Origin of the sequence: Micromonospora sp. AMSO12t (assembly GCF_008806585.1) — a bacterium.
In the GTDB taxonomy this organism is placed as follows: domain Bacteria; phylum Actinomycetota; class Actinomycetes; order Mycobacteriales; family Micromonosporaceae; genus Micromonospora; species Micromonospora reichwaldensis.
Map to the genome: position 1 here is coordinate 1 of NZ_WAAS01000096.1, position 22,137 is coordinate 22,137.

Here is a 22,137-nt window from a genome sequence, read left to right on the forward strand (position 1 = left end):
TGGCGGACGATCCGGCGTTCGGTGAGCTGGTGGGCCGGGTGCGTGCGGCGTGGGCCGCGCCGGCGGCGGGTGCGGGTGTGGTGGGCCCGGTGGCGGTCGGCCTGGTCGACGGCCCGGTGCCCGGCGTGGGCCCGGAGACGGTGGACGTCGACCTGGTGGTCAGCGTGGCCTCGGACGGGTCCGGGCTGCGGGCGGACCACGCGGCGGAGGGCTTCTCCGCGGACTGGGTGCGGGGCCTGCTGAACCAGACGGTGGCACTGCTATCGGCCGGCGTGCGGGAACCCGAGGTCCCGCTGTCCGGGCTGCCGCTGCTGGGCGCGGCCGATCGGGAGCGGCTGCTCGCGTGGGGCCGGGGTCCGGTCCGCCCGGTGCCGGCCGAGCCGCTGCACGAGCTGGTGCTGGAGTGGGCGCGCCGCACGCCGGACGCGGTCGCGGGCGTCGCCGACGGCGAGGTCGTCACGTACGCGGAACTGGCACGCCGTTCGGAGCTGCTCGCCCGCTACCTGCGCTCCGCCGGTGTCGGCGTCGGGGACGTGGTGTCGCTGGCGCTGGACCGCGGCATGTTGACCCTCGTCGCCACCCTGGCCGTGCTGCGGGCGGGAGCCGCGTACACGCCGATGGACGTGTCCTGGCCGGCGGAGCGGATGCGGCTGCTGCTGGCCGACCACGGCGCCCGGGTCGTGCTCACCGTCGGCGAGGTCGCCCCACGCATCCCGCGCCCGGACGGCGTAAAGGTGGTCGCCCTCGACGACGAGTGGTCCGCCGTGGAGGCGGCCGAAGCGGGCGAGCTGCCGGTCGTGGACGCCTCCCGGCCGGCGTTCGTGATCTACACGTCCGGCTCCACGGGCACGCCGAAGGGCGTCGCGCTGACCCACGACATGCTGACGAACTTCGTCACCTGGATGCGCGACGAGTGCGCGGTCGGCCCGGACAGCCGGATGCTGCACTGCTGCGCGCCGGTCTTCGACGTGGCCCTGGGCGAGATCTACACCGCGCTGACCTCCGGCGCCCGCGTCGTGGTCTGCTCCCGCGACGACCTGCTCGACGCCCGCCGGTTGACGGAGCTGATCGCGAAGGAGGAGACCACCCACGCGTTCTGCCCGCCCACCAACCTCGCCGCCGTGGACCCGGCCGACTGCCCGAGCATGTCCTGCGTGACCCTCGCCGGGGAGCCCGTTCCGCCGCGCATGGCGCAACGGTGGATCGCGGCCGGCGCGCGCCTGATCAACGCGTACGGGCCCGCCGAGGCCGCCGTGGCGTGCACGTGGTTCGACGCGTCGGCCGGCTGGAGCGGCGCGTACGTGCCGATCGGCTGGCCCATGCCCAACCGGCAGATCCGTGTCGTCGACGCCAACCTCGACCTCGTCCCCATGGGCGTGCCCGGCGAAATCCTCATCACCGGCGCCGGGGTCGCCGACAGTTACCTCAACCGACCCGAGCTGACCGCCCAACGGTTCGTCACCGACCCGTACGGCGGCGGAGTCGCCTACCGCACCGGCGACCTGGGCCGGTGGAACGCCTCCGGGGCGCTGGAGATCCTCGCCCGGATGGACCACCAGGTAAAGGTCAACGGCATCCGCATCGAGCTCGGCGAGATCGAGGCCGTCCTCGAACAGCACCCGGGCGTCGGCACGGCCGTGGTCGTCCGCCGCGAGGACCGGGGCGTCGCCCGGCTGGTCGGCTACGTGACCGGCCGGGACGGCCGCAAGCCGGCCGTGACCGAGCTGCGGGAGCACGCCTCGGGTGTGCTGCCCCCGTACATGGTCCCCGCCGTGATCATGGTCCTCGACCGGTTCCCCGTCGGCGGCACCGGCAAGATCGACAGGCGGGCGCTGCCGGAGCCGGGCCCGCAGCGCCCGGACCTCGGCGTGGACTACGTGGAGGCCGCCACCGACGAGGAACGTCTCGTGGCCGGAGTGTTTGCGACCGTCCTCGGCATCGACCGGGTCGGCACGCGGGACAGCTTCTTCGCCCTCGGCGGCACCTCCCTGCAGTCCGCCGCCGTCGCCGCGGCCGTCGACGAGGCCGCCGACGTCGTCGTACCCGTCTCGCAGATCCACCGCACGCCCACCCCGCACGGCCTGGCGCACTGGCTCACCACCGCGCCCCGCCGTCCCCCGGCCGAACCGGAACCGTCCGTCACCGGCCGTCCCGGCCCGGCCGGGCCCGTCCCGCTGACCCTGTCGGTCGGCAAGTTCGTCTGGCTCCCCTTCGACCTGGTCTGCCCGACCACCTGGTGGATCGAGGGCGAGCTGGACCTGCGCGCGCTGATGGCGGCGCTCGGCGACGTGCACCGCCGGCACGAGGCGCTGTACGCCCGCTACCGGCGGGTGGACCCCCCCGTGGCCGTCGTCCCACCGAAGCCGGGCATGCCGCAGCTGCGACTGCTCACCGACGCCACCAGCGAGCAGGAGGCCCTCGACCAGCTCGCCGAGGCCGTGCAGCAGCCGCTGGACTACACCCAGGGCCGCAACTGGCGGGCCGCGCTCATCCGCGACAGGTCGACCGGGCGCATCCTGTTCGGCATCGGCATCCACCACATCGCCTTCGACGGCTGGTCACACGCGCTGCTCGTCCGCGACCTCGGCCACGCCTACGCCGCCCGCCTGGCCGGCCGGGCGCCCGGCTGGGACCGCCCCGCGCCCACGCTGCGCCAGTTCCACGACGAGCACACCCGACTGCGGGCCGCCACCGACCTCGACGCGCAGCGCGACTACTGGCGCGAGCAGTTGCGCGGCCTCGCCCGCCAGGGCGAGGGCCGGCCGCAGTCGCTGCTGGAGCAGACCCCGACCTGGGGCCCTCGGACCGGGCACATCGTCACCGTCCCTCCGGAGGTGCTGGACCGCTGGGACCGGGCCGCCCGCGAACAGCGGTTCAGCCGCTCCACCTATTTCGCCGCCGCCTACGCCTCGGCGCTGCGCACCATCCACCAGCAGGACGACATCGCCCTGCTGATGATCGTCGCCCAGCGCGGCAGCCGGATCCTCGACTCCACCTTCACGAGCAGGATCACCTCCAACTGCCTGCGGGTCCGTTTCGACGGGCCGGAGAAGGACCTGATCCGAGCGGTCCAGCGCACCGCGGACGCGCTGATGGCCGCCCAGGACGTCTCCTTCGTGGAGATGACCGTCGACCCGGTCCTCGGCATGTCCCGCGAGGTGGCCAACAGCATGCCCTCGTTCGCCTACCAGGACAACGTGGTGCTGCCGCTGGAGCTGCCCGGCTGCCGGACCGAGGAGGTCGTCGAGCCGTACGCCCGGGAGTGGTCGGGTTCCTGCGTCGCCGAGGTGCTTCCCGGCAACGGGGGCGCCCTCCTGCGCGTCACCATCCGCACCGACCTGGTCCCGGCCCCCGTCGCCGAGATCCTGGCCACCGCCATGCTGCGCTTCCTGAAAGCCGGACCCGGGGCCGTCGACGGCGCGCACTGAGAGCGCTTCAGGGGCCCCTATCGACGTGTATCGCCACGGCTTCCGCCGGGGCTAGCATCACCGCTGTCGATGATGATCTATCGCCCGCCCCCGGCGGGCCAGTCGGAGGTGATTTCCCTGCGCCGCGTAACGCAGACCCTGATCGCTGTCCTGGTCTCCTGTTTGACCGTGGCCCTGTCGGCTGTGCCGGCACACGCCGCCGCCCAGGTCAGGGTGTACGTACCCAGTGGACTCCCGCTGAACATCCGCAATGCGCCGTCGGTGAGCGCAGCGGTGATCGGCAGTGTCCCCAACGGCAACACCGTCACCATCACCTGCCACGTCCGAGGGGACTCCGTCCAGGGTTTCGCCGGCGTCACCAACATCTGGAACAAGCTCTCGGGCGGCGGGTGGCTCACCGACGGATTCCTGGAGACCGGTTCGAACGGCCCGGTCGTCCCGCCCTGCGGCAGCTCCGCCCAGTTCAAGCTGCCGTTCCCGGCCGGACGCGCCTACCCGATCACCCAGGCGGCGGGCAGCAGCTTCTCCCACAACGACGTCTACAACCGGCACGCCATCGACTTCGGCATGCCGGTGGGCGTGCCGATCCTCGCGTCCGCCGCGGGCACCATCCGCTTCGAGGGCTGGGCGGGCGGCGGCGGGATCATGGCGCTCGTCGACCACGGCAACAACCGGTGCTCCCAGTACGCCCACCTGAGTGCCACGATCATCAACAACGGTGACCGCGTGGCGCAGGGACAGCGGATCGGCACCTCCGGGGCGACCGGCAACGTGACCGGCCCGCACCTGCACTGGAACATCGTCAACTGCGACACCCAGACCAGCCGCGAGATCCCCAACAGCGTCGAGGTCGGCACCAACTACGTGGTGGGTACGGCGCCGGTCAGCCGCAACGGCTGAACCGACCCGACCGGGCACACCGGACAGGCGGGCGGGGACTCCGGACGGTGTCCCGGCCCGCCTGTTCAGGGCGGGCCGGACGTGCACGACAGGTTCGGGTCGCGCCCGTCACGACGGGGAGCGGGCGGGCGGGTCTCAGTGGACGAGGGCCGCCGGGCAGTGCGCGAGCAGCTCCGTCGGGGCGTGCACGACCAGGTCGGGGCCGGCGGCGAGCAGCGCGGCGACGTCCCCGCCGTGCCAGGTGGTGGCCACCGCGGTCGCCCCGGCGTCCCGGCCGCTGAGCAGGTCGATGACCGCGTCGCCGACCATCATCGCCTGGCCGGGCGGCACGTCGAGGTGGCCGAGCGCCTGGAGCACGATGTCCGGGGCGGGCTTCGGGCGGGCCACCTCGTCGGAGCCGATCACCTGACCGAAGAGGCCCAGCACGCCGAGCTGGTCGAGCAGGGAGCGGGCCCGGGGGCCGGCCTTGCCGGTGGCGATCGCCATCCGGATCCCCCGGGAGTGCAGCGTCTCCAGGGTCTCCTGGACGCCGGGGAAGAGCGGCACCAGGTGGGCCATCCGGTAGCTCTCCCGGACGAACGGCTCCTCCATCTCCAGGGGCAGCCCCATCAGCCGCATGATGTCCGGGAAGTACCGGCCCATGTGCCGGTTGTACTCCTCGAACGGCGCCGGCCCGTCGCCCACCACCTCGGCGTACGCGATGCTGAACGCCTCACGCATGACGGCCGAGCTGTCGACGATGACGCCGTCGAGGTCGAACACGACCGCGCGGATCGGGCCGCGGCCCGGCGACGGCGGGGTCACCTCGACGGTGGACGATGGATGGCTCATGGCTGCTCCCGGAAGCGAGTGTGGCCGACGGTGGTTCTCACCGGTCGCGATGGCCCGCCAGCGCGTGCTGCCGCTCCGGCGCGGTGGGCCGGGCGGACTGGTAGATCCGTTCGATGATGTCGATGGTCCGGCGGGCCTCGGCGACGGCCGCGCCCCGCGACGCCGGGTCGGCGAGCAGCGCGGGCAGCTCGTCGAGCTGGCGGTCGTACTCGGCGCCGATCGGCTCCTCGGGCAGCGACAGCCGGACGGTCTCGCCGTCCCGGGTGCGGGTCAGCACCGGCGCCGGCTCCCGGTTGGGGCTGAAGCCGAACGTGCAGCGCAGCGTCGCCGATCCGGCGGCGCCGTGCACGGTGACGGTGGTGCGGTCCAGCGACTCGTGCGAGGCCCAGCAGGCGTGCAGGGCGACCGAGGTCCCCTCGGCGGTGAGCAGGAAGCCCCGGGCGGTGTCCTCGACGTCCCCGGGGGCGCGACCACCGGCGCCGGTGTCGCTGCGCCAGGCGGCGTGGGCGGCGCTGTCGTTGACGAAGTCGTCGGAGACGCTGCCGATGGCGTGGGTGACCCGGGTCGGGCCGAGCATCGGCAGCACCGTGTCGAGCAGGTGCCAGCCGAGGTCCACCAGCGCTCCCCCGCCGGAGAGGTCGCGCCGGGTGAACCAGCCGCCCGCGTCGGGCACCCCCCGGGCGCGGACCCAGGCCACGTCGACGTGCCGGATCGGGCCCAGCTCGGCGGCCACCCCGGTCAGGGCCCGGATGTCGGCCCGGTAGCGGGCGGCGCTGCCGGCCAGCAGCACCGCGCCGCCGTCGCGTTCCGCGTCGGCCAGCAGGGTCGCCTCGGCGGAGGTCAGGCAGACCGGCTTCTCCAGGAACACCGGTACGCCCCGGCGCAGCAGCCGGACCGCCACGGTGGCGTGCAGGTGGTTCGGTACGGCGACCACCACCAGGTCGACCGCCCCGGCGGGCAGGTCGTCGACGTCGGCGTACGCGGACGGGACGTCGTGGGTGGCGCGGGCCCGGTCGCGTACGCCGGGCTCCGGGTCGACCACGGCGGTCACCTCGAAGCCCGGATGCGCGGCGAGCCGGGGCAGCCAGATCTCCCGCCCGGCCCACCCGAGGCCGGCCACCGCGACCCGCACCGGTCGGTCGGGCGCGGCGGCCGGGGGCAGGGCCGTCATCCGGCGAGGACGTCGGCGAGCACGGCGGCGATCTCGTGCATCTGCTGCTCCGTGCCGAGCAGGGTGCGGTGGTGCAGCCAGATGCAGTCGGAGTGGATCTGCTCGACGTTGGGGCAGCGGGCCGCGATCGCCTCGACCGACTCGTCGGGAGCGCCGGCCTTCCAGAAGCCCTCGCACCGGTAGATCGCCCGGAACGCCACGAACGCCGGGACGCCCCGGGCGATGAGCGCGTCGACCACGGCGCGGCGGCGCTCGATGGTGATCCCGGGGACGCGGAACATCGCCATGTAGTGCGGGTTGCGGTCGGTACGGGGGTCGGTGGTCTGCGGAACCACGCCGGGGATCTCGGCGAGCAGGCTCGACAGCAGCGGCCACCGCTGCTCGCGCAGCGCGATCTGCTCGTCCAGGCGGGACAGCTGGGCGCGTAGCACGGCGGCGGTGAACTCGCCCATCCGGTAGTTCGAGCCGGTGGTGCCGTGCAGGTAGTCCCGGTCGGTGCGGGGCCGGCCGCAGCTGTGCACGAGGAACGCCCGCTCGCGCAGCTCCTCGTCGGGGAAGAGCACCGCCCCGCCCTCGCCGGCGGTCATCAGCTTGCCGTTCTGGAAGCTGAACGCGGCCACCGAGCCGAGCGCCCCGGCCCGCTTGCCCTGCCACTGCGCGCCGTGGGCGTGCGCCGCGTCCTGGAGCACCGCCACCCCCGCGTCGGCGGCGAGCTTGTCCAGCGCGTCCATGTCGGCGAACTGGCCGGCCATGTGCACCGGCATGACGACCTTGGTGCGGGGGGTGATCGCAGCCTCGACGGCGGCCGGGTCGATGCAGTAGGTGTCGAGGTCGACGTCGACCGGCACGGCGACCGCGCCGAGGCGCTGCGCGGCCAGCGAGGACGAGATGAACGTGAAGGCTGGGACGATCACCTCGGTGCCCGGCCCGACGCCGAGCACCTCCAGGGCGACCTCAAGGGCGTGGGTGCCGTTGGTGACGGCGAGCGCGTGCGGCGTGCCGTGGTAGTCACCGAACTCCTTCTCGAAGGAGTCGACCTCGCTGCCGCCCATCCGCCACCACTGCCCCTGTTCGAGGGCGCGGATCAGTCCGGCGCGCTCCTCGTCGCCGAACTGCGGCCACTCGGGGAACTCCGACACCGTCGAGGGCTGACCACTCATGACTTCCCACTTCCCAACTCGGGCAGACCAGGGGCTTCGCCGGACCATCGGGCGGGACGACCGGGTACCGCCGGCACGCGGTCCGGGCGCACCGGGGCGCCGATGGCCGGTTCGAGGTAGGTGACGCTTCCGTTGGAGTCGGCGGCGTCGCTTCGGCAGGGAGGACGGTAACCGAAGCGGACGCGCGGTCACCGCCCCTAACAGCCCCTAGCCACCCCTTAGTCCGCCGCGCCACGGCCACCGCCGGTTCGCCCGGCGTCGCGGGCGTAGTAAGACTGCGGTGGACCAGTCATCGGGCCTTGTCGGGACAGGGCCACGCCCCGCGAGGTGAAGCGTGTCGGACGTGTTGCTGCTGAACGGCCCGAACCTGGGCATCCTCGGCCGACGGGAGCCGGAGATCTACGGCACCGACACCCTGGACGACATCGAACGGGCCGTCGGCGAGGAGATCGCGGGACGGGGCTGGCGGGTGGTGGCCGAGCAGCACGACTGCGAGGGCGCCATGATCCGCGCCATCCAGGACAACTACGACACCGTGGGCGCCATCGTCAACCCGGGCGCCCTGATGATCGCGGGCTGGAGCCTGCGCGACGCGCTGGCCAACTATCCCCGGCCCTTCGTCGAGGTGCACCTGTCCAACGTCTGGGCCCGGGAGAGCTTCCGGCACGACTCGGTGATCGCCCCGCTGGCCAGCGGCGTCATCGTCGGGCTCGGGTCGCTGGGCTACCGCCTGGCCGCCCGCGCCCTCGCCGCGACCGTCCGATGACGACCCGCCACCGCGCCGTCCGGCCCGATCGGCGTCGATGCGCCAGCGGTACGGTCGTCCGCACGTTCCGACTCTTCCCGAAGGACATCACGTGCACATTCCCATCCTCGTCCTGACCCTCATCCTCGCCGCGGTGTTCCTGGGCACCGCCGTGCCGAAGCTCACCGGGCAGGCGCAGATGCGCGAGCGGATGGACCACCTCGGCGTCTCGCCCGGGCTGACGCGCCTGCTCGGGGTGCTGGAACTCGCCGCGGTCGCCGGGCTGCTGCTCGGCCTGCTCTGGGCGCCGCTGGGCATCGCGGCGGCGATCGGCCTCGCCCTGCAGATGGTGGGCGCGGTGGTCTACCACGCCCGCGCGAAGGACCCGGCCCCGATGACCCTGACGCCGGTGATCTTCGCGGTGGCGGCCGTCGCGCTCGTGGTCCTGCACGTGCTTGAGGGCTGAGGCGCGGGCGTGACCGGTCCGCAGCGGGGCGACGGCGTGCTCGGTGTCGACGTCGGCGGCACCAAGGTGGCGCTGCGCGCGGAGGCGCCCGGACGGCCGGCGTACGACCGGACCTTCCGCTGGCCACGCGGCGCCGACCCGGCCGCGGACCTGGCCGCGCTGGCCGCCGAGGCGGACCGGCTACGCGAGGTGTGGGGACCGGTGGGTGCGGTCGGGGTGGCGATGCCGGCGACCACGGACCCGGCGGGCACCGTCACCACCTGGCCCGGCCGGCCCGGTTGGGCGGGGCTGGACCTCGCCGGTGCGCTGCGCCGCCTCTTCCCCGACGTGGCGACGGCCGTCGCCGACGACGGTGACCTCGCCGCGCTGGCCGAGGCCCGGCACGCCGGCCGGGACGACGTGGTCTACCTGGGCGTCGGCACCGGGATCGGCGGCGGCGTGGTGCTGGCGGGGCGCTCGGTGCCCGGCCGCTCCTCCGCCGAGATCGGTCACATGGTCGTCGCCCTCGACGGCGAGCGCTGCGACTGCGGCCGGCGCGGCTGTCTCCAGTCGATCGCGTCCGGCCCGGCCACCCTGCGCCGGGCGGGCGCCGGCCGCGGCGCCGAGGTGAGCTTCGACGACCTGCGGGCGGGGCTCGACGAGCGCCGGCCGTGGGCGGTGGAGGCGGTCGACGCGAGCTGCCGGGCGCTGGCGGCGGCGGTCGTGAGCCTCGGCGAGCTGCTGGACCCGGCGCTGGCGATCGTGGGCGGCGGGTTCGCCGCCGGCCTGCCCGACTTCGTGCCGCTCGTCGCCGAGCGGGCCCGCGCCGCCGGCCGGCCCGGGCGGCCGGCGCCACCGGTGCGGGCCGCCGCCCTGGGCGGATTGTCGTCCCTGCACGGCGCGGTGGAGCTGGCCCGTGGCCTGACCGGCCCGCCGGCCCCCGTGCGTTCCGTACCCACCCTGTAGAGGAGATCAGCCATGGTCAGGATCGGTGTCATCGTCGGCAGCACGCGGCCCGGCCGCAAGGCCGACGCCGTGGCCCGCTGGGTGACCGACGTCGCCGCCAAGCGGGGCGACGCCACGGTCGAGCTGGTCGACATCGCCGACCACGACCTGCCGCACTTCGACGAGGTGCTGCCGCCGTCGATGGCGCCGTCGAGGCGCCCCGCCGTACGCCGCTGGGCGTCGACGATCGCCGGGTTCGACGGCTTCGTCTTCGTCACCCCGGAGTACAACCACTCGATCCCGGGCGCGCTGAAGGACGCCGTCGACTTCCTGTTCAAGGAGTGGCAGCACGCCTCCGCCGGCCTGGTCAGCTACGGCGTGCACGGCGGCACGCGGGCGGCGGAGCACCTGCGGCTGGTGCTCGGGCAGCTCGGCGTGGCCGACGTCCGGTCCCAGGTCGCGCTCTCCCTGACGACGGACTTCGTCAACTTCCGTGACTTCCGGCCGGCGGCGCACCACGAGCAGGCCCTCAACACCATGCTCGACGAGGTGGTCGCCTGGGCCGGCGCACTGCGGACGCTCCGCCGGCCCTGACGTCGACACGGTCGGGCCAGGCCCCGGCACCGTCCGGCCCTGACGCCGGCACCGTCCGGCCCCGGACGTCGACGCGGTCGGGCCGGACGCCGACGCCGCGGCTGGCGGCGGCGTCGGTCACCTGCGCGGCGACGAGCCCTTCCCCGCGGCACCGTCGGCTGGCGGAGCGGAACGGGGCGGGTCGGGTCGGCGCTCAGCCGGCCCGCTCGGCGCGGCGCAGCAGCGCGGCGGCCACGCAGCCGCCCGCGAAGACGGCCACGGCGCCGACCGTCTGCCCGGTCTCCAGGGCGGAGCGGAACGCGTCGGAGACCAGCGCGCGCTCCGACTCGCTGCGCGCGGCGGCCAGCGCGGCGGGGAACGAGCCGGCGCCGGCCACGGCGGCGGGCAGCAGCGCGGCGAAGCGGGCGTTGAGAATCGCGCCCAGCACGGCGACGCCGAGGCTGCTGCCGACCTCCGTCATGGTGCCGTCCACGCCCGCGCCCGCCCCGGCCTTCTCCGGCGGGATGGCGCTCATCACGGCCTCGACGATGGCCGGGTTGGCCACGGCGCAGCCGGCGCCCATCACCAGCAGGCCCGGCAGCAGCACCCCGTAGCCGTCCGACGGGGCGTGGGTGATCAGGGCGAGACCGGCGGCGAGCAGCGTCATGCCGAGGGCGATCGAGTACGCCAGCCCGAGCCGGTGGATCACCCGCGTGGCGACGCCGCCCACGTTCAGCAGGACGATGGAGAGCGCGAACGGCATCATCCGCAGCCCCGCCTCCCAGGCCGGGTAGCCGCGGACGAACTGGAGGTGCTGGGTGAGCAGGAACAGCGCGCCGGTGGCGCCGAAGGTGATCAGGACGACGCCGGAGACCGCGCCCACGAAGCGGGGGTTGCGGAAGAAGTGCATGTCCAGCATGGGGTCGGCGACCCGCCGTTCCCAGGCCACGAAGGCGGCGAGCAGGAGCACCCCGGTCACCGCCGCGACGAGCACCGGGGTGGCGGCCCAGCCGTGTTCCGGCCCGGCGATGATCGCGTAGACGACCGCGGTCAGGCCGGCCGTGGAGAGCAGCACCCCGCCCAGGTCGAGGCGGCCGCCGGCCGGCTGGCGCGACTCGGGCACCAGCGCCCACGCCGCCACCAGGCAGACCAGCACGATCGGGACGTTGACCAGGAAGATCGCCCCCCACGGCAGGTGGGCGAGGACGAGCCCACCGAAGGGCGGCCCGGCCGCGAAGCCCAGCGCGCTCGCCGCCGCCCAGAGGCCGATCGCCCGGGACCGCTCGGCGTCGTCGAAGACCTGCATCGCCACCGCGAGGGTGGCGGTGACCAGCAGCGCGCCGCCGATCCCCATGCCGGCGCGGGCCGCGATGAGCTGGCCGCTGGACTGGGCGAGCCCGGCGGCCAGCGACCCGAGCCCGAACAGCACGAGGCCGGCCAGCAGCATCCGGCGGCGACCGTACCGGTCGGCGGCGCTGCCGGCGGTGAGCAGCAGTCCGCACTGGACCAGCGCGTACGCGTTGATCATCCACTGCACGTCGGCGGTGCTGGCGGCCAGCTCGGTCGTGAGCACGGGGATCGCCACGGTCAGCACCGTGTTGTCGAGCACCACGGTGACCTGGGCGAGGCAGAGCACGGCGAGGATCAGCCACCGGCCCCGCACCCGACCGTCCGCGCCGCCGGCCGGCGCCCCGGCGGGGGGCGCGAGCGTCGTCGTCATCGGGCGGCCGGGGCGAAGCGGGCGATGGGGTTGGTCAGGGTGCCGACGAGTTGCAGCGCGGCCGACGGGTCGGCGAGGTCGACCATCTGCTGGTTGTTGCGCAGCTGGAGCCGGTTCAGGCAGGACAGTGCGAACTCCGGGGCGAACAGGTCGTAGCGCCGCAGCCGCTCGGCCAGGTGCGGGACGCTGTCGGCGTAGTCGGCGGCGCACCCGGCGACCGTCCGCCAGAAGGTCTCCTCGTCGAGGACGCCCTCGGTGACGAGGATGGCGCTGAGGTAGCGCAGGAAGCCGTCGAAGACGTCGGTGAAGATGGAGAGCAGCTTCATGTCCTCCGGCACGTCGGCCCTGACCCGTTCGACCAGCGGGGGCAGGTCGGCCTCCGGGTCCATCACCACGATCTCCTCGGCGATGTCCTTGAAGATCGCCCGCTCGACCGTCCCGCCGTCCAGGACGAGGATGACGTTCTCGCCGTGTGGCATGAACGCCAGGTCGTGGGCGTAGAAGCTGTGCAGCAGCGGGGTGAGGTAGGCGTCGAGGTAGCGGCGCAGCCACACCTGCGGCGCCAGCCCCGACCGGGCGATGAGCGCGGCGGCAAACGAGCGGCCCTCGCGGTCGGTGTGCAGCAGGGACGCCATGGTGGCCAGTCGCCGGCCCGGCTCCAGCGCGGGCACCGGGCTCTCCCGCCACAGGGCCGCCAGCATCTTGCGGTACGGGGAGTACCGGTCGGTCGCCGCCTCGTACTCCAGGTGCCGGTACCCGACGGCGGCCCGCTCGCGGATGATCGTCAGCCCGGTGCGCTTGAGGACCTCGTCGCCGTCGATCAGCTCGGCGAGCCAGTCGTTGATGGCCGGGGTGGCTGCCATGTACGCGGCCGACAGCCCCCGCATGAAGCCCATGTTCAGCACGGACAGCGCGGTCTTGACGTAGTGCCGGGACGGGTCGGTGACGTTGAAGAAGGTGCGGATGGACTGCTGGGCGAGGTATTCGTCGGGGCCGGGGCCGAGGCACACGAGCCGGCGCTGCGCCACCTCGGCGGCGAACGTGACGGAGATCCGGTTCCACCACTGCCACGGATGCACCGGGATGAGCAGGTAGTCGGCCGGGTCGAGGCCGAGCCCGGTCAGGGTGTCGGCGAACCCGGCGCGGGTCTCCTCGTCGAGCTCGGCGCGGATCAGGGTGTCGTAGTCGAGGTCGGCGGCACAGCTGAAGCTCGTCCGGTCGCGGTGCCCGGCCACCCAGAGCAGCCGCAGCGGGCGGCCGGCCTCCGGGGCGTACGCCCGGTATTCGTCGATGCCGAAGCCGATGCGGCCGTTGTTGGCGACGAAGCCCGGGTGGCCCTCGGTCATCTGGGTCTCGATGGCCTGGAAGTCCGCGTCGGCGAGCTCGGCGGCGCTGACCGCCGGCTTGTCGAGCTTGTACGCGGTGCTGGCCAGCGTGGAGCTGATCTCCTCCAGGTAGACGGGGAGGATCTGGTCGCTCAGCCCGAGCGCCCCGCGCAGGTCGAGGCAGAACTCCAGGGCGTCCAGCGGCAGCTCGGCGTCGCCGCGGTGGCGGGTGATGCTGTCGGCGTCGATGCGCCAGTGGTCCAGGGCCAGCAGGCTCGCGGTGAACCGGTAGACGACCTCGCCGTCGTCGCCGCGCACCTGGTACCGCCGCTCCCCCGTCAAGGATGCCGCCTGGTCCGCGTCGAGCGGCTCGGGCGCGAGCAGGCGCTCGTGGGCGAACTCGGCCAGCGCCTTGCGGACCAGCAGCCGGTTGGCGTGCGCCCAGTTGGCGGGCGTCAGGTGGGCCACGGATGCGAGCGGGTTCACGCGGGCACGTCTCCTCGGGTTGCGGCGTGGAACTGGTCACGGGTGCAGACGCTGAGCAGCGCGTCCTTCTCGGGCTTGCGGATCGGGCCCACCACGGTGAAGCCGACGGCCGCGTTGAGCGCGTGCACCGCCGTGTTGCGCACGTCGGGCTCCACGACGACGCGGCGGGTGGCCGGGTCGGCGAAGAGCCACGCCATCACCGTCGTGATCACCGCCCGGGTGAAGCCGTGCACGGGGGCGTCGGCGGGCGCGCAGAGGAAGTGCATGCCGACGTCGCCGTCGGCCGCGTCGTACAGGCCGACGAGCTCGACGTGGGCGGGGTCGTACCGCTCGGCGAGGAAGGCCGGTCGGCCCTCGTGCAGGCCGAGGAACGCGTCGTGGTGCGGGTGCGCGGCGATCCGCCGGTACTCCTCGGCGACCCGGGCCACGTCGGCGTCCTGCATGAGCCAGAACGCCGCCTTCGGGTGGGTCACCCAACGGTGCAGCAGCGGCGCGTCGGCGTCCGGGTCGAGCGTACGCAGGGCGAACTCGCCGAGCCGGCCGTCGGCGCGGCGGTGGACGACCTCGGTCACGACGCGGCCCCGGCCGGCACGCCGAACTCCTGGAAGGCGATGCCCTTCTCGATCGGGTAGTGCTCGCGGCCCAGCAGCTCGCGGATGATCCACGAGTTGCGGTACGGGCCCATGCCCAGGTCGGGCGAGGTGACGCTGTGCGTGTGGGTGCCGGCGTTCTGCAGGAAGATGCCCCGGCCGGTGTGGTCGATGCTGTAGTTGCGGGCCACGTCGAAGCGCCCGTGCGCGTCCCAGCGGATCCGGTCGCGCACAGGCTCCAGGAACTCCGGGACCCGGTAGTGGTAGCCGGTCGCCAGCACCAGCCCCTCGGTGTCCAGCGTGAAGTCGCGCTCCTGCTCGACGTTGCGCAGCCCCAGCGTGTACGTCCCGCTCGCCTCGTCGTGGGTGGCGGTGGTCAGCGCGGTGTTGGTCAGCAGCCGGGTGCGTACCGGGCCGGGGATGCTCTTGGCGTAGAGCAGGTCGTAGATCTCGTTGATCAGGTCGGCGTTGATGCCCTTGAACAGCCCCTTCTGCTCGGACTCCAGCCGGTAGCGGGTGGGCTCCGGCAGGGCGTGGAAGTAGTCCACGTAGTCCGGCGAGGTCATCTCGAGGGTGAGCTTGGTGTATTCGAGGGGGAAGAACCGGGGCGAACGGGTCACCCAGTTGAGCTGGTAGCCCCACGTGTCGATGTCGCCGAGCAGGTCGTGGTAGATCTCGGCCGCGCTCTGCCCGCTGCCGACGACGGTGATGCTCCGCTTCGCGCGCAGCGCCGCCCGGTGCTCCAGGTACTGCGAGTTGTGGATCGCGTCGCCGCCGAGCCCCGCGCAGGCGTCCGGCACGTACGGCGGGGTGCCGGTGCCGAGCACCAGGTGCCGGGCCCGGTAGGTGACCGACCCGCCCGTGGCCGCCACCGTGGCCGTGACGGTGTAGTGCTCGTCGGCCGGGTCGAATTCGACCGCCGTGACCTGCTGCCCGAACCGGACGCCGCCCAGCTTGCCGGCGGCCCAGCGGCAGTAGTCGTCGTACTCGCTGCGCAGCGGGAAGAAGCTCTCCCGGATGTAGAACGGGTACAGCCGCCCGGACTCCTTCAGGTAGCTCAGAAAGGAGTACGGCGACGTCGGGTCGGCGAGCGTGACCAGGTCGGCGATGAACGGCGTCTGGAGCCGGGTCGACTCCAGCAGCATCCCGGGATGCCAGCTGAAGGCGTCCCGCGCCTCCAGGAAGATTCCGTCGAGCTCGTCGATCGGCTCGGTCAGGCAGGCCAGGCCCAGGTTGTACGGGCCCAGCCCGACGGCGATGAAGTCGTGCGTCGACATGCGGTTCTCCAGAGCGGGGGGCGGATCGTCAGCCGACGGGGCAGGACAGCTCGGCGGTGGTCCTGGTCTGGGCGTACCAGCCGGCGTGTTCGGCGAGGAGGTCGAGGACGTGGGCGATGTCGTCCATCGTGGTCTCGGGGTTGAGCAGGGTGAGCTTGAGGTAGTGCGCGCCGTCGACCTTGGTACCGGCGACGAGCCCGGCGCCGGAGGCGGCCAGCGCCTCGCGGGCGTACAGGTTGGCGTCGTCGACGACCTCCCGGCCGGCGGCGGCCGGCAGGTAGCGGAAGACCACGGTGCTCAGCTGCGAGCGGGTCACCACCTCGAAGCGGGGGTCCCCGCTGAGCAGCTGCCACGCGGCGGCGGCCCGGTCGACCACCTCGTCGAAGAGCTCGCCGATCGCGTCCGGCCCCATGATCCGCAGGGTCAGCCAGAGCTTGAGGGCGTCGAATCGGCGGGTGGTCTGGATGCTCTTGTCGACCTGGTTGGGGATGCGCTGCTCGACCATCCGCGCCGGGTTGAGGTAGTCGGCGTGCCAGGTGGCGTGCCGCAGCACGCGCCGGTCGCGCACCAGCAGCGCGCTGGAGCTGACCGGCTGGAAGAACGACTTGTGGTAGTCGACGGTGACCGAGTCGGCCCGCTCGATGCCGTCGAGCAGGTGCCGCCGGGTCGGCGACACCAGCAGCCCGCAGCCGTACGCGGCGTCGACGTGCAGCCACACGCCGGCGGCGGCGCAGATGTCGGCGATCTGCGGCAGCGGGTCGATGGTGCCGAAGTCGGTGGTGCCACCGGTGGCCACGACGGCCATCACCACCAGCCCCTCCTCCCGGCACCGGGCGATCTCCCGGGCCAGGTCGGCGGTGCGCATCCGCCGGTCGGCGTCGGTGGGCACGGTGACCACCGCGTCGGCGCCGAGGCCGAGCAGCTTGGCCGCCTTCTGCACGCTGAAGTGACCGGCCGCCGAGGTGAGGATGCGCAGTCGCGACAGCAGCTCCGGGCGGGACTGCCGCTCGGTCGCCCGGCCGACCAGGTTCGCGCAGGTCTCCTCGCGGGCCAGCAGCATCGCCTGGAGGTTGGACTGGGTGCCGCCGCTGGTGAAGATGCCGTCGGCGGCCGGCCCCAGCCCGATCCGGTCGGCCGTCCAGTCGATGAGCCGACGCTCGATCAGGGTGCCGCCGGCGCTCTGGTCCCAGGTGTCCAGCGAGGAGTTGACGGCGCTGAGCACCGCCTCGCCGAGTAGCGCGGGGATCACCACCGGGCAGTTGAGGTGCGCGAGGTAGCGGGGGTGGTGGAAGTAGACGGCGTCGCGCAGGTAGACGTCGTGCAGCTCGTCGAGCGCGGCGCCGCTGTCGCCCAGCGGCCGGTCCAGGTCGATGCCGGCGATCCGCGGCACCAGCTCGTCCGGTGTCACGCCGGTGAACGGCCGGTCCACCTCGGCCATCCGGGTCGCGACCCGGCCGATCCCCTCGGCCAGCACGCGCCGGTAGTCCTCCACCGTGCCGGCGGTGAAGAGGTGGGCGCGGGCGCCGTCGGAGGCGGGGGTCACCCCGGTCGAAGGCACCTGGACGGTGGATCCGGGCAGGCTCATGCGGGTCCTCAACGGTCGGGAATGGACGGTACGGCGGGATGGCGGGACGTCACCATCCGCCCGCAGTCGGTGATCGAGCGAGCTTAGGTTACCCTAACCTAAGGATGTGTCAACATCGTTGCCCACATTGAGCGATATCACTCAGCCGGACACCTTCGACAACTCGCGCTCCCCCGGCGCCACAACGGATCGGGGCGGGAACCGCCGCTGGTGCCCGAGGCCCAGCGCGACGCCCAGCGCCACCAGGACGACGGAGGCGACCGCGACCGCGGGATAGCCGAACACCTCGGCCGCGGCCAGCGCGACGGAGGCCGCCACGAACGAGCAGACCAGCCCGAACGACGACAGCACCGTGAAGTCCGTACCGCCCGTGCCGGGCCGGGAGTAGTCCATGTTGACCGTGTAGAGCACGACGTTGGCGATCGTGTAGGCGGCCATGAAGCAGCAGAGCGCGGCGATCGTCCCGGCGAGCGGAGCCCGGCCGTTCAGCAACGGCAGCAGCATCGCCGTGGACAGCGCGAGCGCCACTCCCCCGGCGACGAGCACGCGGCCCCGCCCGAACCGGCCGATCGCGGCCCCGGAGACCAGACCGGCCACGATGGCCGGCAGGCTGGTCACCACGCCGGTCACCACGCCGATGCGCGCCAGGGACCAGTCCGCGTCCACCAGGGCCGGCGTCACCAGGGCGTACGTCGCGCCCGCGCCGATGTAGACCAGCGGCACCACGCCGAAGGTCCACCGGCGGCAGCCGGGCTGGCTCAGCACCGACAGCAGCGCCCGGTACGCCGCACCGGCGCTTTCGACGCGGTCGGTGCGGTCCGGCTCGCGGAACCGCCACACCACCAGCAGGCCGACGGCGGTCAGGGCGGCGAGCAGCAGGATCGCGGGCGCCCACCCGAAGCGGTCGTAGACGACCACGCAGGCGCCGCCGCCGAGCAGGTTGCCGACGTAGCTCGCGGCGACCTGGATGCCGTTGCCGGTGCCCCGCGAGCGCTCGGAGAGCAGCCGGACGGCGACGGCGTCGACGGCGATGTCCTGCGTCGCGGAGAGGAACACGTACGCGACGCAGATCGCGACGACCGGCCCGAGCTGCGCGGCCGGGCGGTCGAACGGCAGCAGCGCCAGCAGGGCCAGCACCAGGCCGCCCTGGAGCACCAGCAGCCAGGACCGGTAGTGACCACGGTGGCGGGAGCCGTACCGGTCGAGGACGGGCGCCCAGAGGAACTTGATCGGCCAGACCAGGCCGACGAACTGCAACAGCGCCAGCGTGTCGAGGGAGGTGCCGCCGTCGCGCAGGATGGCGGTCAGCCCGACGGTGATGAAGCCGATGCCGAGGTACTGCGTGACGTAGAGCGCGGTCAGCGTGCCGAGCCGACCTCTCACCGGGCGCTCCAGTAGGCCAGCGAGGTGAGCTGGTGCTTGCCGACGCCCAGGTTCCGCCGCACGTGCTTGGTGATGCCGCGCGTGCTGGCCGCCTCGCAGGCCACCCAGTAGTGGGCGTCCTCGGCGGCGGGCAGGGCCGCGCAGACCGTCTCGACCAGGTGCTGACCCTCGTCGCGGCGCGGCACCCAGGTGACCTGGTGCCTGGCGTGGGCGCGCGGCGCCAGCTCCTTCTCACCCTCGTGGGCGTACTCCAGCCAGACCGTCGCCGGGGTGTCGGGGGACGCGGCGAGCAGGCTGTTCACCGCCGGGAGCGAGGCGGCGTCACCCACCAGGTACAGGTGCTGCGGGGCGGGGTCCGGCAGGTTGAAGGCGGTGCCCTGCACGGTGGCCTCGATGGTGTCGCCGACCTGGGCGGCGGCGGCCCACCGGGCGGCGCATCCGTCGTGGATGGCGAACTCCAGGTCGAAGCGGCCGGTCTCCGGGTCGGGATCGACGAGGGTGTACGCGCGCTGGTGCGGCTTGCCGTCGTTGTCGAACCACAGCCGCACCCACATGGTGGGGTGCACGCCGCACGCCTCCAGCAGCCCGCCGCCGTCCATGCGCAGTCGACGGTAGCGCTCGCCGACGGCCTCGGTGCCGAGCACGGTCAGCCGGAATTCGCGGCCGCCCATCGCCTTGAGCACCAGGGCTTCCCAGTTTCGCTTCACGCACCCCTCCAGGTAAGGTCTGCCTCAGTTAGGGGAGGGTAGCCTAAGTTGACATTCCTGTGGCAGGCGGGACGACCGCCCATCCGCCCGGCGCGACGATGACCGGCGTCCATCGCGACCGGTGGGGTGTGCCGCACCTGAGCGCCGACAGCGTCGACGGCCTCGCCCGGTTGCAGGGCCGGGTCGCCGCCGTCGACCGGGCCTGGCAGATCGAAGTGGAACGGTGGCGCTCCGAGGGCCGGCTCGCCGAGCGGGTCGGCCCCGCCGAGCTGGCCTGGGACCGCTTCGCCCGCCGGGCCCGCCTCGACGACACCGCCCGGCGCTGCTACGAGCGGCTCGCCCCCGCCACCCGGCAGTGGGTCGGCGCCTACGTCGACGGGGTCAACGAGGGACTCGCCGAGGGCGCCGCCGCGGCACCCGAGTTCGCGGCGGTCGGTTGCGCCCCGGGCCGGTGGCGGCCGTGGTCGCCGCTGGGGGTCTTCCTCGTCCAGCACGTGCTCTTCTCCACCTTCCCCAACAAGCTGTGGCACGCCCACGTCGCCGCCACCCTCGGCCCGTCCGCGACGGACCTGTTCGCCGTCGAGGGCCCCGACGGGTCGGGCAGCAACGCCTGGGCCGTGCCCGGGGACCCCGGTACCGGACGGGCGCCCGTCATCGCCGGCGACCCGCACCGCATCCTCGAACTGCCCGGCATCTACCACCAGGTGCGCCTGGCCTGCCCCGAGTTCGACGTGTTCGGCTTCGCGTTCCCCGGCGTGCCCGGCCTCCCCCACTTCGGACACGCCGGCGAGGTCGCCTGGGCCGTCACCAACGCGATGGCCGACTACCAGGACCTCTACCGCGAACAGCTGCGCCGCGACGGCGACCGGGTGCTGGTCCGCGAGGCGGACGGCTGGGTGCCGGCGCACCGGCACGTCGAGCGGATCGAGGTCCGCGGCGGCGAAGCGGAGTCCGTCGAGGTGATCGAGACGCCGCGCGGGCCGGTCGTCGACCACGACCGGAACACCGGCGAGGCGATCAGCCTGCGTACCCCCAGCCGGGTCGAGCAGCGCCTGGGCTTCGACGCGCTGCTGCCGCTGCTGCGCGCCCGCAGCGCCGACGATGTCGCCGACGCGCTGCGCGACTGGGTCGAGCCGGTCAACAGCGTCCTGGTCGCCGACCGGCGCGGAACGGTCCACCAGTTGGTCGCCGGCCTCGTCCCGCTCCGCGACGACCGGTGCCGCCGGGAGCCGGTGCCCGGCGACGATCCCCGGTACCGGTGGCAGGGCGGCTACGCCGAGCCGCGACGCACCGCCGTCGACGGGTTCGCGGTCTGCGCCAACGACCGCCGCCCCGACGTGGCGGACCTCGGCACCGGCTTCGCCCCGCCGCACCGGGCCCGCCGCATCCGCGCCCTGCTCGCCGACGGCGCCCGGGCGGAGGCCGTACACATGGACACCCGGCTGGCGGCCGGGGCGCTGCGCGGCCTGCTCGGCCGGGTCGACCCCGGCGGGCTCAGCGGGCCGGCCCGGCGGCTGCGGGACCGGCTGACCACGTGGGACGGGGACATGCGGGCCGACAGCGCCGACGCCGGCGCCTGGGCCGCCTGGCGCGCGGCTCTGGCCCGCAGGTTGTACGACCACCCGTGCCTGCGTCCGCTGCGCGACGCCCCGAGCGCGTTCGACGGCCTGTTCGCGCCGTGGACCGACCCGCTGTCCCGCATCGGCCACGCCCTGGAGGGGGTGGCCACCGGGCTGCACCGCCTCGGCGGCGAGATCGGTCCCGTGGCGGCCGGGGCGCTCGAGGACGTCGCGGCGGGCGACCCGCCGGGGCCGTGGGGCCGGCGGCACGTGCTGCACCCCGTCCACCTCGGCGTGGCGGCGGCCACCGACGAGGCGGTACGGGGCATGCGGGAGCGGGTCGAGCTGGCCGGCGACGCCGACTGCGTGCTGGCCACGTCGAGCGTGCCCGGCGTGTCCGACGCGTGCTGGCGGGGCCCGGTGGCCCGCTACGTGTGGGACCTGACCGACCCCGCCGAGAGCCGCTGGATCGTCCCCTTCGGCGCGTCCGGGCGCCCCGGCGACCCGCACTTCGACGACCAACTGCCACTGTGGGCCGGCGGCGAGCTGGTTCCGGTGGTCACCGACTGGCGAGAACTCACCCCAGAACCAGGAGACGCGACACCGTGACATATCAGGAGAACATCCCCGGCTTCGGCGAGCTGTCGCTCGTCGCGCTGGACCCGAAGGCCCACGCGGAGCTGGTGCACGGCTGGGTGACCGAGCCCCGGGCGGCGTTCTGGGGCATGGGTTCGCACTCGGTCGACGAGGTGCGGGAGATCTACGAGTTCGTCGACGGCCTCGACACCCACCACGCATACCTGGTCATGCTCGACGACGCGCCGATCGGCCTGTTCCAGACCTACCAGCCGGAGGCGGACCCGGTCGGCGAGCGCTACACCGTGCGGCCCGGCGACGTCGGCATGCACCTGCTGCTCGCTCCCGGGAGGCGCCCGCCGAAGGGCCTCACCACCGCCATCGGCCCCGCCCTCGCCCGCTACCTGTTCGCCGACCCCACCCGGCTCCGGATCGTCGTCGAGCCCGACGTCCGCAACGAGCGCGCGCTCGACCGGCTGCGGCGGGAGGGCTTCACCTTCGCCGACGAGATCGACATGCCCGACAAGCGGGCCCAGCTGGCGTTCCTCACCCGGGAGCGGTTCGAGGCGGACCACGCCGTGCCGGCCTGAGGGCGCGGTGCGACCGGCCGGCTGCGGTCGGTCACGCGAGCGCCCGGCCCGGTGACGGGCGGTTCCGCGCTCCGCGCTGCGGTGTGGCCGCCGAGCCGGTCCGCGGCGGAAGGGTCGCGCGACGCTGTCGAGCTGAGTCGT

General features: G+C 73.8%; 18 protein-coding genes. 8 read left to right on the forward strand and 10 right to left on the reverse strand.

Features of this window, described 5'->3' with window-relative positions:
* Window positions 1-3,428: amino acid adenylation domain-containing protein (locus F6X68_RS16165; RefSeq protein ID WP_151455060.1), on the forward strand; the 3,428-nt coding region annotated here is incomplete at its 5' end.
* Window positions 3,429-3,500: 72 nt separating this feature from the next.
* Window positions 3,501-4,328: a peptidoglycan DD-metalloendopeptidase family protein gene (locus F6X68_RS34740; protein ID WP_305069290.1), complete on the forward strand. Its 828-nt coding sequence runs from the start codon at window positions 3,501-3,503 to the stop codon at window positions 4,326-4,328.
* A gap of 135 nt (window positions 4,329-4,463) precedes the next feature.
* Here F6X68_RS34740 and F6X68_RS16175 read toward each other — a convergent pair whose 3' ends face one another.
* The 3 genes from F6X68_RS16175 to F6X68_RS16185 are packed head-to-tail and all read right to left on the reverse strand — an operon-like array spanning window position 4,464 to window position 7,490.
* Complete coding sequence (locus F6X68_RS16175) at window positions 4,464-5,159, reverse strand: HAD-IA family hydrolase (protein ID WP_151455062.1); 696 nt, start codon at window positions 5,157-5,159, stop codon at window positions 4,464-4,466.
* A 37-nt stretch (window positions 5,160-5,196) separates the two neighbouring features.
* The gene (locus F6X68_RS16180) at window positions 5,197-6,330 is read right to left on the reverse strand and encodes a Gfo/Idh/MocA family protein (RefSeq protein ID WP_151455063.1); all 1,134 of its coding nucleotides are present in this window, start codon (window positions 6,328-6,330) and stop codon (window positions 5,197-5,199) included.
* Window positions 6,327-7,490, reverse strand: coding sequence for a DegT/DnrJ/EryC1/StrS family aminotransferase (locus F6X68_RS16185; RefSeq protein ID WP_151455064.1), 1,164 nt, complete (start codon window positions 7,488-7,490; stop codon window positions 6,327-6,329). The genes F6X68_RS16180 and F6X68_RS16185 overlap by 4 nt, the downstream gene beginning before the upstream one ends.
* A gap of 334 nt (window positions 7,491-7,824) precedes the next feature.
* Between F6X68_RS16185 and F6X68_RS16190 the strand changes: the two genes are divergently transcribed.
* From F6X68_RS16190 to F6X68_RS16205, 4 genes are all read left to right on the forward strand, one after another.
* Complete coding sequence (locus tag F6X68_RS16190; protein WP_151455065.1) at window positions 7,825-8,256, forward strand: type II 3-dehydroquinate dehydratase; 432 nt, start codon at window positions 7,825-7,827, stop codon at window positions 8,254-8,256.
* 91 nt (window positions 8,257-8,347) lie between these two features.
* Window positions 8,348-8,701 (forward strand): DoxX family protein, encoded by a 354-nt coding sequence (locus tag F6X68_RS16195; protein ID WP_151455066.1) that lies wholly within the window; start codon window positions 8,348-8,350, stop codon window positions 8,699-8,701.
* Window positions 8,702-8,710: 9 nt separating this feature from the next.
* Window positions 8,711-9,646, forward strand: coding sequence for an ROK family protein (locus tag F6X68_RS16200; RefSeq protein WP_151455067.1), 936 nt, complete (start codon window positions 8,711-8,713; stop codon window positions 9,644-9,646).
* A 12-nt stretch (window positions 9,647-9,658) separates the two neighbouring features.
* A complete protein-coding gene (locus tag F6X68_RS16205; RefSeq protein ID WP_151455068.1) occupies window positions 9,659-10,219 on the forward strand; it encodes an NADPH-dependent FMN reductase in 561 nt (186 codons plus the stop codon).
* Window positions 10,220-10,412: 193 nt separating this feature from the next.
* Here F6X68_RS16205 and F6X68_RS16210 read toward each other — a convergent pair whose 3' ends face one another.
* The 7 genes from F6X68_RS16210 to F6X68_RS16240 form a co-directional block, all read right to left on the reverse strand.
* Window positions 10,413-11,918 (reverse strand): MFS transporter, encoded by a 1,506-nt coding sequence (locus tag F6X68_RS16210; RefSeq protein ID WP_151455069.1) that lies wholly within the window; start codon window positions 11,916-11,918, stop codon window positions 10,413-10,415.
* Window positions 11,915-13,729, reverse strand: a complete 1,815-nt coding sequence (locus tag F6X68_RS16215) for an IucA/IucC family siderophore biosynthesis protein (protein ID WP_151455070.1) — start codon at window positions 13,727-13,729, stop codon at window positions 11,915-11,917. Before F6X68_RS16215 ends, F6X68_RS16210 begins: the two co-directional genes overlap by 4 nt.
* Entirely contained in the window at window positions 13,726-14,301 is a 576-nt protein-coding gene (locus F6X68_RS16220) for a GNAT family N-acetyltransferase (protein ID WP_151455071.1), read from the reverse strand. Before F6X68_RS16220 ends, F6X68_RS16215 begins: the two co-directional genes overlap by 4 nt.
* Window positions 14,298-15,596, reverse strand: coding sequence for a lysine N(6)-hydroxylase/L-ornithine N(5)-oxygenase family protein (locus F6X68_RS16225; protein WP_151455072.1), 1,299 nt, complete (start codon window positions 15,594-15,596; stop codon window positions 14,298-14,300). The genes F6X68_RS16220 and F6X68_RS16225 overlap by 4 nt, the downstream gene beginning before the upstream one ends.
* 28 nt (window positions 15,597-15,624) lie before the next feature.
* Window positions 15,625-17,181: an aspartate aminotransferase family protein gene (locus F6X68_RS16230; protein ID WP_151455073.1), complete on the reverse strand. Its 1,557-nt coding sequence runs from the start codon at window positions 17,179-17,181 to the stop codon at window positions 15,625-15,627.
* Window positions 17,182-17,322: 141 nt separating this feature from the next.
* A complete protein-coding gene (locus F6X68_RS16235) occupies window positions 17,323-18,564 on the reverse strand; it encodes an MFS transporter (RefSeq protein WP_151455074.1) in 1,242 nt (413 codons plus the stop codon).
* Window positions 18,561-19,271 carry a siderophore-interacting protein gene (locus tag F6X68_RS16240; RefSeq protein ID WP_151455075.1) on the reverse strand — a complete coding sequence of 237 codons (711 nt, stop codon included), beginning with the start codon at window positions 19,269-19,271 and terminating at the stop codon, window positions 18,561-18,563. Before F6X68_RS16240 ends, F6X68_RS16235 begins: the two co-directional genes overlap by 4 nt.
* A gap of 98 nt (window positions 19,272-19,369) precedes the next feature.
* Between F6X68_RS16240 and F6X68_RS16245 the strand changes: the two genes are divergently transcribed.
* Window positions 19,370-21,439: a penicillin acylase family protein gene (locus F6X68_RS16245; RefSeq protein WP_151455076.1), complete on the forward strand. Its 2,070-nt coding sequence runs from the start codon at window positions 19,370-19,372 to the stop codon at window positions 21,437-21,439.
* Entirely contained in the window at window positions 21,436-21,996 is a 561-nt protein-coding gene (locus F6X68_RS16250) for a GNAT family N-acetyltransferase (RefSeq protein WP_151455077.1), read from the forward strand. Before F6X68_RS16245 ends, F6X68_RS16250 begins: the two co-directional genes overlap by 4 nt.
* Window positions 21,997-22,137: the final 141 nt, after the last annotated feature.

Excerpts from the sequence above, each read along its gene's own strand:
- F6X68_RS34740 (WP_305069290.1), top strand. The coding sequence starts at position 3,501 with ATGATCTATCGCCCGCCCCCGGCGGGCCAGTCGGAGGTGATTTCCCTG.
- F6X68_RS16175 (WP_151455062.1), bottom strand. The coding sequence starts at position 5,159 with ATGAGCCATCCATCGTCCACCGTCGAGGTGACCCCGCCGTCGCCGGGC.
- F6X68_RS16180 (WP_151455063.1), bottom strand. The coding sequence starts at position 6,330 with ATGACGGCCCTGCCCCCGGCCGCCGCGCCCGACCGACCGGTGCGGGTC.
- F6X68_RS16185 (WP_151455064.1), bottom strand. The coding sequence starts at position 7,490 with ATGAGTGGTCAGCCCTCGACGGTGTCGGAGTTCCCCGAGTGGCCGCAG.
- F6X68_RS16205 (WP_151455068.1), top strand. The coding sequence starts at position 9,659 with ATGGTCAGGATCGGTGTCATCGTCGGCAGCACGCGGCCCGGCCGCAAG.
- F6X68_RS16210 (WP_151455069.1), bottom strand. The coding sequence starts at position 11,918 with ATGACGACGACGCTCGCGCCCCCCGCCGGGGCGCCGGCCGGCGGCGCG.
- F6X68_RS16225 (WP_151455072.1), bottom strand. The coding sequence starts at position 15,596 with ATGTCGACGCACGACTTCATCGCCGTCGGGCTGGGCCCGTACAACCTG.
- F6X68_RS16230 (WP_151455073.1), bottom strand. The coding sequence starts at position 17,181 with ATGAGCCTGCCCGGATCCACCGTCCAGGTGCCTTCGACCGGGGTGACC.
- F6X68_RS16245 (WP_151455076.1), top strand. The coding sequence starts at position 19,370 with ATGACCGGCGTCCATCGCGACCGGTGGGGTGTGCCGCACCTGAGCGCC.